The sequence below is a fragment of the Pantoea sp. S62 genome, from assembly GCF_016658625.1.
GTDB classification, from domain to species: domain Bacteria; phylum Pseudomonadota; class Gammaproteobacteria; order Enterobacterales; family Enterobacteriaceae; genus Pantoea; species Pantoea vagans.
The window spans coordinates 177,363-192,438 of the sequence record NZ_JACVVI010000003.1 but is presented as its reverse complement, the minus strand read 5'-3'; the positions used below and the strand labels follow the sequence as shown (position 1 = coordinate 192,438).

The 15,076-nt window shown below is 57.7% G+C and carries 11 protein-coding genes; 8 read left to right on the top strand and 3 right to left on the bottom strand.

Features of this window, described 5'->3' with window-relative positions:
• Positions 1-63: 63 nt before the first annotated feature.
• The 3 genes from IBT54_RS06020 (at position 64) to IBT54_RS06010 (ending at position 5,238) form a co-directional block, all read left to right on the top strand.
• The gene (locus tag IBT54_RS06020) at positions 64-1,407 is read left to right on the top strand and encodes a VOC family protein (protein ID WP_033783174.1); all 1,344 of its coding nucleotides are present in this window, start codon (positions 64-66) and stop codon (positions 1,405-1,407) included.
• Positions 1,408-1,835: 428 nt separating this feature from the next.
• A complete protein-coding gene (locus tag IBT54_RS06015) occupies positions 1,836-3,356 on the top strand; it encodes a carboxylesterase/lipase family protein (RefSeq protein WP_195858060.1) in 1,521 nt (506 codons plus the stop codon).
• 217 nt (positions 3,357-3,573) lie between these two features.
• Positions 3,574-5,238, top strand: a complete 1,665-nt coding sequence (locus tag IBT54_RS06010; protein ID WP_201251809.1) for a methyl-accepting chemotaxis protein — start codon at positions 3,574-3,576, stop codon at positions 5,236-5,238.
• Here the strand turns inward: IBT54_RS06010 and IBT54_RS06005 are convergent.
• Complete coding sequence (locus IBT54_RS06005) at positions 5,196-6,077, bottom strand: LysR family transcriptional regulator (RefSeq protein WP_033783169.1); 882 nt, start codon at positions 6,075-6,077, stop codon at positions 5,196-5,198. The genes IBT54_RS06010 and IBT54_RS06005 overlap by 43 nt on opposite strands.
• 125 nt (positions 6,078-6,202) lie before the next feature.
• On the opposite strand from IBT54_RS06005, the gene IBT54_RS06000 reads away from it, so the two are divergent.
• Together IBT54_RS06000 and IBT54_RS05995 are read left to right on the top strand one after the other, a co-directional pair.
• The gene (locus IBT54_RS06000; RefSeq protein WP_201251808.1) at positions 6,203-7,369 is read left to right on the top strand and encodes a methionine aminotransferase; all 1,167 of its coding nucleotides are present in this window, start codon (positions 6,203-6,205) and stop codon (positions 7,367-7,369) included.
• Positions 7,370-7,431: 62 nt separating this feature from the next.
• Entirely contained in the window at positions 7,432-8,208 is a 777-nt protein-coding gene (locus IBT54_RS05995; protein WP_201251807.1) for a transporter substrate-binding domain-containing protein, read from the top strand.
• A 36-nt stretch (positions 8,209-8,244) separates the two neighbouring features.
• Here the strand turns inward: IBT54_RS05995 and pepT are convergent, their stop codons facing one another.
• A complete protein-coding gene (pepT, locus tag IBT54_RS05990) occupies positions 8,245-9,471 on the bottom strand; it encodes a peptidase T (protein ID WP_147789195.1) in 1,227 nt (408 codons plus the stop codon).
• A gap of 127 nt (positions 9,472-9,598) precedes the next feature.
• Between pepT and IBT54_RS05985 the strand changes: the two genes are divergently transcribed.
• The gene (locus tag IBT54_RS05985; RefSeq protein ID WP_013357935.1) at positions 9,599-11,194 is read left to right on the top strand and encodes an ABC transporter substrate-binding protein; all 1,596 of its coding nucleotides are present in this window, start codon (positions 9,599-9,601) and stop codon (positions 11,192-11,194) included.
• Positions 11,195-11,256: 62 nt separating this feature from the next.
• On the opposite strand, the gene IBT54_RS05980 is transcribed toward IBT54_RS05985, so the two are convergent.
• Positions 11,257-12,171, bottom strand: a complete 915-nt coding sequence (locus IBT54_RS05980) for a LysR family transcriptional regulator (protein WP_201251806.1) — start codon at positions 12,169-12,171, stop codon at positions 11,257-11,259.
• A gap of 140 nt (positions 12,172-12,311) precedes the next feature.
• Here IBT54_RS05980 and IBT54_RS05975 point away from each other — a divergent pair, with 140 nt between their 5' ends.
• Both IBT54_RS05975 and IBT54_RS05970 read left to right on the top strand, forming a co-directional pair.
• The gene (locus IBT54_RS05975) at positions 12,312-13,733 is read left to right on the top strand and encodes a M20 family metallopeptidase (protein ID WP_201251805.1); all 1,422 of its coding nucleotides are present in this window, start codon (positions 12,312-12,314) and stop codon (positions 13,731-13,733) included.
• Positions 13,730-14,998, top strand: coding sequence for an MFS transporter (locus IBT54_RS05970; protein ID WP_201251804.1), 1,269 nt, complete (start codon positions 13,730-13,732; stop codon positions 14,996-14,998). The genes IBT54_RS05975 and IBT54_RS05970 overlap by 4 nt, the downstream gene beginning before the upstream one ends.
• Positions 14,999-15,076: the final 78 nt, after the last annotated feature.

Sequence of the window (15,076 nt, the reverse complement as noted above, 5' to 3'; positions counted from 1 at the left end):
TTCCACCGAGGCCAGCGCGTTGCATTACATTAGCAGCAACGCTCATGGTGTCAGGTTGATAAGATGGACAAGTTTCTCAGTGCGGATCTCATCCGCACCCGTTTCTCTCAGGCGATGTCAGCGATGTATCAGCAGGAGGTGCCGCAATATGGCACGCTGATGCAGCTGGTCGCCACCGTCAACGAGCGCACGCTGGAAGCCGATATCGCGCTCAAAGATCGTCTCACCGCCGCGGATGAAATTGGCCGGCTCAGCCTTGAACGTCACGGCGCAATCCGCGTTGGCACGGCAGACGAATTAGCTACGCTGCGGCAGCTGTTTGCGGTGATGGGGATGTCCCCGGTAGGCTATTACGATCTCTCTCAGGCGGGTGTGCCGGTGCACTCCACGGCGTTCCGGCCAGTCACCGATGCGGCGCTTCGGCGCAATCCTTTCCGGGTCTTTACCTCGCTGTTACGTCCTGAACTGATTGACGATCCCGCGCTGCGCGAAAAGGCGGCAGAGATCCTGGCCGCACGCGACATTTTCACTTCCCGTTGTCGGGCGCTGCTGCAGTTACATGAGCAGCAGGGCGGATTAACTGACGCTCAGGCTACCGAATTTGTGACCGAAGCACTGGAAACCTTCCGCTGGCACGCCCACAGCAGCGTGGACAGTCAGACCTATCAGGCGCTGAACCAGCAGCATCGCTTGATCGCAGATGTCGTCTGCTTTCCCGGCTGCCACATCAACCATCTCACCCCGCGTACGCTCGATATCGACCGCGTCCAGCAACTGATGCCGTCGCGCGGCATCGATCCGAAAACGCTGATCGAGGGGCCGCCGCGTCGTCAGGTGCCGATTCTGCTGCGCCAGACCAGTTTCAAAGCGCTGGAGGAGCCGATCATCTTTAAGGACGGGCATCAGGGCACCCACACAGCGCGCTTCGGTGAAATTGAGCAGCGCGGCGCGGCGCTGACGCCCGCAGGGCGTGCGCTCTATGATCGACTGCTCAGCGAGGCGGGCAGCGGTCAGGACAATCAGCAGCATCAGCAGCATCTGGCGGCCATTTTCCGTGACTTCCCCGACGACGAGACCACACTACGCCAGCAGGGGCTGGCCTGGTTCCACTATCGCCTGAGTGAAAAGGGCGTCGCGACACCGCCGGATAAGGGTGAAGCGCTGGAGGATCTGATCAGGCAGGGGCGTGTGCTGGCAGACCCGATCGTCTATGAGGATTTTCTGCCCGTCAGCGCGGCAGGGATTTTTCAGTCCAACCTCGGCGATCGGGCGCAGGTCCGTTCGGCGGGACAGGCGAGCCGGCAGGCGTTTGAAGCTGCGCTGGGCTCTGCGGTACTGGATGAGATGGCATTGTACGAAGAGCGCCAGCAGCGCTCGCTGGCACAGTGCGGAATACAGACGTCCTGATGTTTTCGCCGGGCAACGCCTCTGTTGCCCGCACCACCTTCACTAAGCTGGTTTTTTAAAGTCCTGGTCCTGACGCGGAGCATAAGGGGGAACAGGCTGATCTTACTGAAGAAAAATTACGCTTTATCGGTCAGCGCAGGTTTTGCAGCGTGAGTATCTTAATCAGTTAGCGAGCTGACTGCTTAGCTGTGAAAAAACGGCGCAGAATCAAACCCGGACACCGCTTACAGGCGGAGTGGCACGGTATTCATCCTGAGCAAAAAGATAAACAATACTTAACCCTGGCTGAGACTGGTGCTCTGAACCTGTTGACGAGCATGTTCATGCCCATCTCTGACGCTTCGGCATATTCTGCAAATCCCCTCCGTACCTGGACAATGGTGGCGGGCCTGCAAATAATGGAGGAACGTCTGAACAGGGAAACAGGAATGAAAAACGAAACAGGTCTGAGGATCATGACGGCCGAGGGGGAGTTGTGTGGATGCATGGACGATGACCTTTTCGTATTCAAAGGCATACCTTATGCGGCGGCTCCGGTTGGCGCACTGCGCTGGCGTCCGCCACAGCCGATCACGCCCTGGCAGCAGATGCGCGATGCCACCGCATTTGGGGCTGCCGGCTGGCAAAATCGCACATATTGTCAGGCGGTGGGCGGTGGCGATCCCGGTGAGTTTAGTGAAGATTGCCTCTACCTGAATGTCTGGACGCCCGATGTTGCGCCGACAAAGCCGCTGCCCGTAATGGTGTGGCTGCACGGTGGAGGCTTCACCATCGGTGCTGGCGGGCTGGCTCCGTACAACGGCAAGCCGCTGGCTTCACGTGGTGCGGTGGTGGTCACGCTGAACTACCGTCTGGGTCACCTCGGTTTCTTCTCCCATCCTGCGCTGGATGCAGAATACCCTGCCGCGGGTACGGTAAACAATTTTGGCCTGCTCGATCAGATTGCCGCACTGCAGTGGGTGCAGCGCAACATTCCAGCCTTTGGCGGCGACCGCCGTAATGTGACACTTTTCGGTGAATCCTCTGGCGCGCGCAGCGTGCTCTCGCTTTGCTGTTCGCCGCTGGCAGAAGGGCTGTTCCACAAAGGGATCGTGCAAAGTGCCTATAGCCTGCCGGATACGCCGCTGAAAAAAGCGCGTCAGCAGGGCGTGGCAGTGGCGCGCCATTTCGGCCTGCCGCCCGATGCCAGCGCGGATGACCTGCGCGCACTGCCCGCCGATGCCTTCTGGCCGCTGGAGGGGCAACTGGCGATCCCGCCGGTGCCAATTGCCGGTGATGCCGTTCTGCCCGAGCCAATGCTGAAAACCTTCATGGCTGGCAAACAGCACCGTCTGCCGCTGATGGCGGGCAGTAACAGTGATGAAGCCAGCGTGCTGGAATATTTTGGCGTGGATGCCACCGCGGTATTGCTTCAGCTGCGCGATAAAAACCGGCTCACCTATCGGACGCTGAAATGGATGTATGACATCCATGACGATCAGTTGCTGGGACGTGCCGTGGCGCGTGATATGGCCTTCAGCCTGGTGCCGTGGCTGGTGATGCGGGCGCAGCACAGTGCCGGTATGCCGGGCTGGCGCTACTGGTTCGATTATGTTTCTGAGCACGCTCGTGACCTTTATCCTCATGGCACCTGGCACGGCAATGAAGTGCCTTATGTCCTGAACACACTGAGTCAGATGCCGGATCCCAATGAAGCGCGGCCATTCAGTGAAGCCGATCGCGCTTTTGCGGCGCGTGTCAGCGAATACTGGTTTACTTTCGCCCGTGACGCCACGGAGTATAAGCATCAGCTTGATGGCGAGGTTGTCTGGCCAGCCTGGCATCCCGGCAATGACGTGACAATGTCACTTGGCAATGAGCGTAATAACGGACTGGTTCTGAAACGAAACTTTATGCGCGCCCGCATGCGGCTTTTCAGGCTGTTGATGACGCGTATGGTCCGGCTATAGGTCGGAGGTGATAGTTAATCTGCTAACCATTAAACTGCGTGAATGGATTTTTTCTGCTTTTTAAAGTCTAATATATTGAAACTAAGGAATTTTCTCTAAATTCATGCCTGAAGACGCTGTAAAATATCAGGTAACAAAACAGTTACATTTTCACTATCTCATGCCGATAAATCTCCTATGCCCGACGCTTGCGGGTCAACGTGTATAGGATTTTGGTATGGGAATGCTCAAAAATTTTACCATTCGCGCAGTGATGCTCACAATTCTGGGGCTGTTCTGTTTACTGTGGAGCGGCGTCGGGCTGTACAGCATCCACTCGCTTGGTGCGCTCAGCGAAGGCAATGACGTTGACCGTCATCTGGTTGAGCAAATGACGGTGCTGAGCAAAGGCAACGATCAATATTTTCGCGTCATCACGCGCCTGTCCCGCGTGATGGAAAGTAAAGCCGCTGGTAAAACGCTGACCGATGAGGCCTATGCACCTGTGCAGCAGGCGCTGGATAGCATGACTCAGCAACTGGCGCGCTTTAAACAGCTGGCTCCCGGTCCGATGAATCCGGACGTCGTCGATGGCGTCATTCAGAGCTGGCAAAAGCTGCTGGATGAGGGCGTGACGCCACAACTGCAACTGGCCCGTCAGGCCTCAACGGACGCATATCGCCAGCAGGCGAACAATGTCACCCCGCCGCTCAGTCGTGCCTTTGGCATCAGCGCAGAGAAGTTTAACCAGGGCGCAGCCGAAAAGCTGGACAAAACCCGGGTTGAAGTCGACCACCTCACCGCGATGACCAAGACGATTATTACTATCACGGTGATTATTGGCCTGCTTATTCTGCTGTTTACCGACCGCTATCTGGTGGCGATGCTGGTCCGTCCGCTGGAAAGTATTCGTACCCACTTTGCAGTGATCGCGACAGGCGATCTCAGCCAGCCAGTAGCCGATTTTGGTCGCAACTGTGTCGGTAAACTGGTGCCGCTGCTGAGCGCCATGCAGGATAGCCTGCGTGAAGCGGTCAGCGCCATTCGCAGCGGGACCGAGAATATCTCGCGCGGTGCTGCTGAGATTTCTGCCGGTAACAATGACCTCTCTTCACGTACCGAAGAGCAGGCCGCTGCGCTGGAACAGACGGCGGCCAGCATGGAGCAGTTGACGGCCACGGTGAAATTCAACGCCGATAACGCCCGCCAGGCCAGCCTGCTGGCAGAAACTGCCACCACCACAGCACAACGTGGCGGTCAGCTGGTGAGTGAAGTGGTCAGCACCATGGAGGGCATCTCTGGCAGTTCGAAGAAGATTGCTGAAATTACCAACGTGATTAACGGCATCGCCTTCCAGACCAATATCCTGGCGCTGAACGCTGCGGTCGAAGCGGCACGTGCCGGCGAACAGGGTCGTGGTTTTGCGGTCGTGGCATCTGAAGTACGTAATCTGGCACAGCGCAGCGCCAACGCCGCCAAAGAGATCGCGACACTGATTGAAGACTCGGTGCAGCGTGTAGGAAAAGGCGCGGAGCTGGTCAGCACGACGGGCGGCACCATGAACAATATTCTGAAGTCAGTGCAGGATGTGGACGCGATTATGAAACAGATCGCTTCTGCGTCGGAAGAGCAGAGCAAGGGTATTTCTCAGGTGGGCACCGCAGTTACCGAGATGGACAGCGTCACGCAGCAGAACGCCTCTCTGGTAGAAGAGGTCTCCGCCGCCGCGAGTGCGCTGGCGCTGCAGACTGAAGCGCTGCAGGCCTCTGTGTCGAAGTTCCGCCTTTCCAGTAACCGTCCGGCTTCACCTGCCGTCAGCAATACACCGGCAGCGCCAAAAGCTCCTGTGCTGAATGCGCCTCAGGCGAAACCTGCTGATAATGGCGACTGGGTGACGTTCTGATCCCTGCAGAGCCACGCCACCAGCTCCGCGAGGAACGGTGGCGCATCCTGCGCGGGCCGCTGCAGTAAACTGTAAACGGCTCCGGTTTTAACCTCGCCAGCGAACGGCTTAATCAGCCTGCCGCTGGCGATATCACTCTCCACCAGGTTGCTGTCGGCAATCGCCACGCCATACCCCTGAATCGCTGCACTGATCGCTAAATCCATCGTGGCAAAATGCTGGTTTCGCTTCATGCTGAGCATTACCTGCTGCGCCTGTAACCAGCACTGCCAGTCACGCGTGTCTGACGTGGGATGCAAAAAGGTCATTGCGGACAGCGCCGCCGTCGTCTCCGGGCAGGGCTGACCAGCTGCCATCACCGGCGTCAGCGACTCGCTGAACAGGCAGATCCCGTCAGGATGCGGCTTGCCATAGACAATCGCCGCGTCAAAATTTTCAAGCTGCGCCGCATGATCCAGGGTGGTCGTCAGGGCCACATGCAGTTCAGGGCGGTGAAGCTCCAGCGCCATCAGCCGCGGCACCAGCCAGCGCATGGCACAGGTCGGCGCTTTCAGGCGAAGGCTGACCTGACTGCGACGGACCTTTTCGCTGGCCTGAACCATCAGCTCAAAGCCCTGGCTGAGTTCAGGCAGCAGCGCGGCACCCTGCGGGGTCAGCCGCAGCCCGCGCGCATGGCGGTCAAACAGCATCACGCCCAGCCACTGCTCCAGGGTAGCAATCTTACGACTGACAGCACCCTGCGTCAGGCAGAGCTCGCGGGCAGCATGGGTCAGATTAAGGTGACGGGCCGTCACCAGAAAGGCGTGAATGGCGTTGAGTGGCAGCGATGAGCGTGACACGGTGGACCTCAGCTATGCAATTTTGTCATGGCTATTATGACGACATTTCGCTTGCCGACTCAAGTTGCAGCCCGTTGAATAACGATGTATTGCATCTGACCAGTTATGCACCTGATGGAGAACATATGTCCCTGAAAACGCCAGTCGCTGTTCACTCAAAATTGCCGGACGTCGGCACCACTATCTTTAGCGTCATCGGCCAGCTTTCGGCACAGCATCAGGCGATTAACCTGTCGCAGGGCGCGCCCAGTTTCCCCTGTGATCCGGCGCTGGTCGATTCCGTCAGTCGTGCGATGCAGGAGGGGCATAATCAGTATGCTGCCATGATGGGACTGCCCGCCTTACGCGAGGCGCTCGCCAGCAAAGTGCAGACGCTTTATGGACAGACATATGATGCCGCGAGTGAAGTGTTAATCACCGGCAGCGCCAGCCAGGGAATCTATATGGCGATTACCGCGCTGGTTCATCAGGGCGATGAGGTAATCTTCTTTGAACCAGCGTTTGACAGTTATGCGCCGGTGGTGCGGTTACAGGGCGGTACGCCGATAGGCCTGAAGCTGCAGGTGCCGTCGTTTGCTATCGACTGGGATCAGCTGCGGGCGGCGATCACGCCGCGCACCCGGATGATCATTATTAATACGCCGCACAACCCCAGCGCGCAGGTACTGACCCGCGACGATCTCAACCAGTTGGCAGCGTTGATCCGCAACACCGACATCGTGGTGCTCTCCGATGAGGTTTATGAACATATTCTGTTTGATGGTCGCCCGCACTGCGGCATGGCGACGCACCCGGAGCTGGCCGCACGCAGCGTCATCGTCTCCTCATTTGGTAAAACCTTCCACGTCACCGGCTGGCGGGTAGGCTACTGTCTGGCACCGGCGGAGCTGATGACCGAGCTGGTGAAAGTGCATCAGTTTATGATGTACGCCGCCGACACGCCGATGCAGGTGGGATTCGCACACTATCTGCAGACGCCGCAGAACTACCTGTCACTTAACGCTTTCTATCAGCAGAAGCGCGATCGGCTAATCGACCTGATGCAGAACTCGCCGTTCCGGCTGCTGCCGAGCGCCGGTTCGTTCTTTATGCTCGCCAGCTATGGACATTTCAGTGACGAACCGGACAGTGAGATGGTAAAACGTCTTATCGTCGATCACGGTGTGGCAACCATACCGCTGTCGGCGTTTTATATGGATGGCACAGACAACAAACTGATTCGTCTCTCTTTTGCGAAAGACGAGGCGACACTAGAGGCTGGCGCGGCTGCGCTTTGTGCTTTTTCTCACTGAATCACGCGAGCGTGATTCAGTACGGGGAACAGGTAACCAGGACTTTTCGGGGTAAATAGATAATGAAAAAACTGAACGGGCTTTTTCTCGCTCTGGGCATGATGACAACGGTACAGGCACTGGCTCAGGATTTACGTTACGGCGTGGAGTCACAATATCCGCCGTTTGAAAGCCGCAACGCAAAAGGTGAGCTGGAAGGCTTTGATATTGAGCTGGGCAATGCCATCTGTAAGGCAGGCAACTTCAGCTGCCACTGGGTTGAGAGCAGCTTTGATGCGCTGATCCCGGCACTGCAGGCGAAAAAGTTCGACGCCATTAACTCGGCGATGAATATCACCGAAGCGCGCGCCAAAAGCATCGCGTTTACGCAGCCGATCTACCGTATTCCAACCATGTTAGTGGCGAAAAAGGGTGAAAATCTGGCACCGACCGCCGAAGGTCTGAAGGGCAAAAACATCGGTGTGTTGCAGGGATCGATTCAGGAAACCTATGCGAAGAAGCACTGGGAGACCCAGGGCGTGACGGTGACGTCGTATCAGGATCAGAACCAGGTTTATAACGACATGGTCGCGGGCCGCCTTGATGGCACACTGGTGATGTCCGCTGCCGGTCAGTCGGGCTTCCTCGATAAGCCGCAGGGCAAAGGATTTGGTTTTGTGGGCAAGCCCGTCGAAGATGATGCGATTCTGGGTTCAGGCATCGGCTACGGCCTGCGTAAAGATGACGCGCCGCTGAAGCAGTCACTGGACGCGGCAATCGCCAAAGTGCAGGGCGATGGCACCCTCAAAAAGCTGGCTGAAAAATACTTCCCGGGTATTGATGTCAGCGCGAAGCCATAACAGCAATCGGGCGCGTTCTGCGCCCGATTTCTCTGCTTAACCCGCAGCCAGATAACAGAGCTTTTCTGCCACCTGATAGGACTTCACAAACGATGAGACTGGCAGAAACTCGAAGCGTGAATGGAAGTTATGCGCGCCGGTAAAGAAGTTCGGCGTCAGCAGGCCTTTGGCTGACAGCGCGGCACCGTCCGTGCCACCCCGCATCGGAATCACTTTCGGCTCAATCTCCAGCGCGGCAAAGGCGCTGAAGATCAGATCTATTGCCCGGCGATCCTCACCCAGTGCATTGCTGATATTGCTGTAGATATCGCTGATCGTGATGCTCACTTCGCCTGTGGGATAGCGCGCCGCCAGTTCCTCTGCCGCCTGCTGCAACTGCTGCTTACGCGCCGCGAAGCTGGCCAGATCAAAATCACGAATAGAGGCCTTTAGCGTCGCCTTGCTGGCGTTGGCCTGAATCTCATTGAACCAGATATAGCCTTCACGACCTTCTGTGTGCTCCGGTGTCTGCTGACGATCAAACAGGCTGATGTAGTCATGGGCCATCAGCAGCGGATTGACCAGCACGCCTTTGCCCGACATCGGATGTGCCGGAACGCCGGTAAACACAATCTCAGCCGCGGCTCCATTAAAGTTCTCGTAAACCACTTCGCCCAGTTCGCAGCAGTCGATGGTCCAGGCAAAATCGACATTAAACCGCGTGTCCAGATCCAGCGCTTTCGCCCCGCGCAGGCCAATCTCTTCGTCTGGTACAAACGCCACCACGATATCGCCATGATCGCCTTTGAGGTTTGCCATCAGCGTCATCACCACGGTGACCGCCGCTTTATTGTCTGCGCCCAGCACGCTGGTGCCGTCGCTGAAGATCACCTGCTGGCCGACGTAGGGCGCGATCTCCGGATGCTCATCGCGGCGCAGCCAGATATCCTGCTCTGTATTCAGACAGAGATCGTCACCCTGCCAGGTGAGGATCTGCGGGTGGATATCGGGCGACAAGCCCACGTCAACGGTATCAATGTGCGTGATAAACCCGATGCGCGGAGCGTCTGGACGGTTGCCCCGTTTCACCGCCGTCACCGTAGCATGGTCATCAATCACCACCTCGTCCAGCCCCAGCGCCCGCAGCTCGTCCGCCAGCAGTTCCGCCATGGCGTGCTGGCTCGGCGTACTCGGCAGAGTCGTGGATTTGGCATCGCTCTGACTGCTGACGGCGAGGTAACGAAAAAAACGTTCGGTGAGTTGCGACTCAAGTTTGTCTGTCATCACTATTCCTTATTAGTCAGCCATGGGCGGGGTTCGCTATGGTGCCGAATCGTGCTATCAATGAAGCATCTGAATGATTCATTTAGATATTGTGATCACCAGAAGTCAATACAAAGCGAGGATGATAATGAAAATCAAGATAGCCACCTTAGCGCTTGTTACTGCTGGGATAGCGCTGGCTGGCAGCGTTAACGCCAAAACGCTGGTCTACTGTTCTGAGGGATCGCCAGAAAATTTTAACCCTCAGCTCTATACCTCGGGAACCAGTGTCGACGCCAGTGCCGTACCGGTGTTTAACCGGCTGGTGGACTTCACGCCCGGCACCACCGATCTGGTGCCCAGCCTGGCAGAACGCTGGGAGATCAGCCCGGATGGCACCGTCTACACCTTCCATCTGCGCAAAAACGTGAAGTTCCAGAGCAACAAACAGTTCAGACCCAGCCGCGACTTCAATGCCGATGATGTGATCTTCTCGTTTATGCGCCAGATGGACCCCAAAAATCCCTACCATAATGTCTCTGGCGGCACCTATTCCAACTTTGAAAGCCTCGAGCTTTCCACGCTAATCAAAAGCATCGATCGGGTGGATGACCATACCGTGCGCTTTACGCTCGCCCATCCGGAAGCGCCGTTCCTTGCCGACCTCGCCTGGTATTTCGCCTCGATTCACTCGGCTGAATACGCAGACGCCATGCTGAAAGCGGGGACGCCGGAGAAGGTCGATATGAACCCGATTGGCACCGGCCCGTTTGAGCTGGTGCAGTACCAGAAAGATTCCCGCATCCTCTACAAGGCCTTCCCGGACTACTGGCAGGGCAAGGCGAAGCTGGATCGTCTGGTGTTCAGCATTACGCCGGATGCTTCCGTGCGTTACGCCAAGCTGGAGAAGAACGAGTGTCAGGTGATGCCATTCCCGAACCCCGCCGATCTCGACAAGATGCGCGCCAACCCGGATATCACCCTGGAACAGAAGGCGGGCCTGAACACCGGCTTCCTGGCGTTTAACACCACGAAAGCGCCAACCGACAACGTCAAAGTGCGACAGGCGCTGGCGATGGCGATCAACAAACCGGCAATCATCGAGGCGATATTTAAAGGTACCGGCACGGTCGCGAAAAATATCCTGCCGCCGGGCGTCTGGAGTGCGGACAAAGATCTGAAAGATTACGACTACGACCCGGAGCAGGCCAAAGCGCTGCTGCAGCAGGCAGGCGTCAAACCGGGCACCGAAATTGCGCTCTGGGCGATGCCGGTCCAGCGGCCTTACAATCCGAATGCACGACGCATGGCGGAGATGATTCAGTCGGACTGGGCCAAAGTCGGCATCAAAGCCAGTATCGTCAGCTATGAGTGGGGCGAATACCTGAAACGTGTGCGCAGCGGCGAGCATCAGGCGGCGCTGATGGGCTGGACCACCGCGACCGGCGATCCTGACAACTTTTTTGGCCCGCTTTACAGCTGCACCTCTGCGCAGGGCGGTTCTAACTCATCAAAATGGTGCTATCAGCCGTTTGAGAAGTTAATTACCGAAGCCCGCGCCGAGCCGGATCAGGGCAAACGTACCGCGCTCTATCTGCAGGCGCAGCAGATGATGCATGACCAGATGCCTGCGGTGATGATTGCGCACTCCACCATCTTCGAGCCGGTGCGCAAATCGGTCAGCGGTTATCAGGTCGATCCGTTCGGCAAGCACATCTTCTATCAGGTTGATATTAAGCAGTAATACCTTCCTGCACAGGCCCATACGTATTGGGCCTGTGCAGTTTACCCAAAATCCGGTAACCCTTATCCCATCCTCACCTGCTGATCCATCTCCGTCAGCCGCTGCTGCAAAAACGCCAGAAACAACGTCAGTGCTGCGTTGCGCTGACGACCCGACACCGTCTGAAGCTGCAACGTCCGCTGACTCAGTTGATCTACCCCCAGCGATCGCAACACCAGATTCTGGGACTCGCGCTCAAACAAAAGAGTAAATGCGCTGCAGATGGTCACCGCCTGTGGCGTATGCAGCAAAAAGTGATAGAGCGTGGCGAAATAGTCGCAGGTCAATACCGGTTCAACCACGCAGTCATTCATCTCACAGGAGAGATCAAACAGCTGCCGCACGGTCGTGTGATGGCCCGGCAGCGCCAGCGGCCAGCGATGCAAATCGCCCAGCGTCACCTCGCGTGACGCCAGCGGATGTGACTGATGCATCGCCAGTAACACCGGGGCAGGCCACGAGCCGAGCACCTCAACGCTGCGCTCAGGCTGCAGACTGAACTGCAGCGCCACATCGCATTCGCCCGCCCTGACGCATGCCGCCACGCCCTGCGAATGCGTCACGTTAATCGCAAACAGTGCGCCGGGATTCGCCAGTCGAAACGCCGCCAGCAGGCCAGGCAGCAGACTGAACGCCATGCCATCCGTGCAGGCGATACGGATCAGGCTGCGGCGTACCGCTTTCAGGCCCTTAATCTCCGCCAGCGCATATTCCATATCAAGCTGACTTTTACGCACGTGATGCGCAAAAATTTCTCCCGCCTCATTCAGCACCATGCCGCGTGCATGCCGTTCAAACAGCGGCACACCAACCTGCGCTTCCAGCCGCTGAATCTGACGGCTGATCGCCGACACCGCCACAAACAGTTTCTCACTGGCGGCACTCAGCGAACCGCTCTCAACGACCGCCAGGAAATAACGGATTTCGCTGCTTAACATGGTCACTCCAACAAAACGCATCATAAAAGGGCAGCTATGCGTTGCTTTAAAAGCAAAGGCCACTCGATAAATTGATAATTGTGGCAAAGGGAGAAGTTTGTCAAAGATAAAGCACGATAAAAATAACAGACAGGGCAAACATGACAGAGCAACAGGCAGTTGACCAGGCGATGCACTATTTCGATAGCGGTGAGTTTCAGCAACTGCTGGCACGGCGCGTCGCCTGTGTGACCGAAAGCCAGCACGCCAGCAGACGCACAGAGCTGGACCACTATCTGCAGCAGGAAATTGGTCCGCAGCTGGCGGCGATGGGATTCACGCTACACCCGTTTGACAATCCGCAGCCCGGCAGCCCGCCGTTTCTGATCGCCACCCGTATCGAAGATCCGTCAAAACCCACGCTGCTCTGCTATGGCCACGGCGATGTAGTGTTTGGTGACGATGAAAACTGGCGCGAAGGATTATCGCCGTGGCAACTCACAGCCGAAGGCGATCGCCTGTATGGACGAGGCAGCGCGGATAACAAAGGCCAGCACTGCGTGAATCTCGCGGCGCTGGAGCAGGTTTGGCAGGCACGCGGCGGCGTGCTGGGCTTCAACTGCAAAATCCTGTTCGAAATGGGCGAAGAGATCAGCTCGCCAGGGCTGGCTGAGATCTGCCAGCAACAGCAGGCGCTGTTAAAGGCCGAACTTTTTATCGCCTCGGATGGCCCACGCCTTAATGCGCTGCGGCCAACACTGTTTCTGGGTTCACGTGGTGCGGCGAACTTTCGTCTGACTATTCAGGCGCGTGACAACGCCTACCACTCCGGTAACTGGGGCGGACTGCTGAGCAACCCTGGTACTCAACTGGCCAGTGCGATCGCCTGCCTGGTGAATGCGCAGGGCGTATTACAGGTTGCCGCGCTGAAACCGGACTCCCTGACCGACGCCGTGCGCGTCATCCTCAGTGATATTGATGTGGGCGGCATGCCAGGCGACCCGGCGCTGGCGGAAGGCTGGGGCGAGCCTGGCCTGACGCCTGCCGAACGCCTTTACGGCTGGAACACCCTGGAGGTGCTGGCCTTTGAAACCGGTAATCCGGCACGACCCATGAACGCCATTCCGGGCAGCGCTACGGCGGTATGTCAGCTGCGTTTTGTGGTCGGCACCGACTGGGAAAATCTGGTGGAGCATGTCGAACGTCACCTGCATCAGCACGGCTTCGATAACGTCAGCGTGGAGTTTCTGCGCGGCTCACCGGCGACGCGGCTTGATCCGCAGGATCCGCTGGTGGACTGGGCGCTGGATACGCTGGCCCGCAGCAGCGGCAAAAAACCGGCGCTGCTGCCTAATCTCGGCGGTTCACTGCCCAATGAGGTCTTCGCCGATATCCTGGGCCTGCCGACGCTATGGGTGCCACATTCTTATCCCGCCTGCGGCCAGCATGGCGTTAACGAACATATGCTCACCTCGATTGCACGCGAAGGCCTGGCGATTATGACCCGGCTGTTCTGGCAACTGGGCGAAGAGGGCGAACAGCTGATGACGCGCCACCATCAGTGGCGGAGAGGTGAACAATGAGCAGCATCGCGCAAAGTGCCCCGCAGGTAAAACCGAGCCTGCATAAAACGCTGTTCGCCACCTGCATCGGTAACGCGCTGGAGTGGTTCGACATCGCTGTTTATGGCTTTTTCGCCAGCTACATCGCCCACGTTTTCTTTCCGGTCAGCGATCCGTCGGTGTCACTGCTGCTGACCTTTGGCAGCTTCGGTATCTCTTTTCTGATCCGTCCGCTGGGAGCCATCGTTCTGGGCAACTATGCCGACCGGCATGGCCGCAAAAAGGCGCTGCTGCTGTCGATTAATCTGATGATGCTGGGCGGGGCGATCATTACGTTTATGCCGGGTTACGCCACTATCGGTCTGGCTGCGCCGCTGCTGATTATTCTGGCGCGGCTGATACAGGGCTTTTCTGCCGGCGGTGAGTTTGGCAGTTCGACCGCCTTTCTGGTGGAGCATTTTCCCGAGCGCAAAGCGTTCATCGCCAGCTGGCAGTTCGCCACCCAGGGTGCCAGTACGCTGATGGCATCGGCTTTCGGACTGGGGCTGACACAGTGGCTGAGCGAAAGTGAGATTCAGGCGTGGGGCTGGCGCATCCCGTTTGCTTTCGGCTTGCTGATTGGGCCGCTGGGGATCTACATCCGCCGTCATGTGCAGGAACCCGCCAGCTTTGCCTCGCAGGAAAAGGAAGCCGCACCGCTGAAAACCCTGTTCGGGCGGCAGAAAGCGCTGATCACGCTGGCGATTGGCGTGATGGTAATTTCGACCGCGGTCAACTACATGCTCAACTACATCCCGACCTACGCCACTAAAACGCTGCACCTGCCGGGATCGGTCGCCTTCACCGCTACGCTGATAGCGGGGATCATCCTGACGGTGGTGACGCCCATCATGGGATTGTGGGCGGAGCGGATTGGGCGGTTGCCGCTGATGTGGGGATCGCTGCTGTTGCTGGTGGTCACTATCTATCCCGCGTTTAAATGGATGGTCGATCACACCACGCCCACCACGCTGATCCTGCTGGTGGCCTGGATGGCGCTGCTGAAGTCGATCTACTTCTCGACGGTGCCGTCGGTAATGGCGGATCTCTTCCCGGCGACTACCCGTGCCAGCGGGATGGCGATCAGTTACAACGTGGCCGTAACAGTATTCGGCGGGTTTGCCCCGCTGATTTGCAGCATGCTGATTGCCGCCACCGGCAGCAGTCTGGCACCAGGCTACTACCTGATGGCAGGGGCAGTGCTGAGCGGTATCGCGCTGCTGCGTTGCAGTAAGCGGGTGGCATAGCAAATCAGGCCCGTTGATTGGCCTTTTCAGGCAGCTGGCATAGTCACATCAGGCTCTGGCAGCAATAAAAAAGCTCAA

What these genes read in the sequence shown, in the direction of transcription:
- IBT54_RS06010 (WP_201251809.1), top strand. Translation starts at nt 3,574, where the DNA reads ATGGGAATGCTCAAAAATTTTACCATTCGCGCAGTGATGCTCACAATT.
- IBT54_RS06020 (WP_033783174.1), top strand. Translation starts at nt 64, where the DNA reads ATGGACAAGTTTCTCAGTGCGGATCTCATCCGCACCCGTTTCTCTCAG.
- IBT54_RS05985 (WP_013357935.1), top strand. Translation starts at nt 9,599, where the DNA reads ATGAAAATCAAGATAGCCACCTTAGCGCTTGTTACTGCTGGGATAGCG.
- IBT54_RS05970 (WP_201251804.1), top strand. Translation starts at nt 13,730, where the DNA reads ATGAGCAGCATCGCGCAAAGTGCCCCGCAGGTAAAACCGAGCCTGCAT.
- IBT54_RS06000 (WP_201251808.1), top strand. Translation starts at nt 6,203, where the DNA reads ATGTCCCTGAAAACGCCAGTCGCTGTTCACTCAAAATTGCCGGACGTC.
- IBT54_RS06015 (WP_195858060.1), top strand. Translation starts at nt 1,836, where the DNA reads ATGAAAAACGAAACAGGTCTGAGGATCATGACGGCCGAGGGGGAGTTG.
- pepT (WP_147789195.1), bottom strand. Translation starts at nt 9,471, where the DNA reads ATGACAGACAAACTTGAGTCGCAACTCACCGAACGTTTTTTTCGTTAC.
- IBT54_RS05975 (WP_201251805.1), top strand. Translation starts at nt 12,312, where the DNA reads ATGACAGAGCAACAGGCAGTTGACCAGGCGATGCACTATTTCGATAGC.
- IBT54_RS05995 (WP_201251807.1), top strand. Translation starts at nt 7,432, where the DNA reads ATGAAAAAACTGAACGGGCTTTTTCTCGCTCTGGGCATGATGACAACG.
- IBT54_RS05980 (WP_201251806.1), bottom strand. Translation starts at nt 12,171, where the DNA reads ATGTTAAGCAGCGAAATCCGTTATTTCCTGGCGGTCGTTGAGAGCGGT.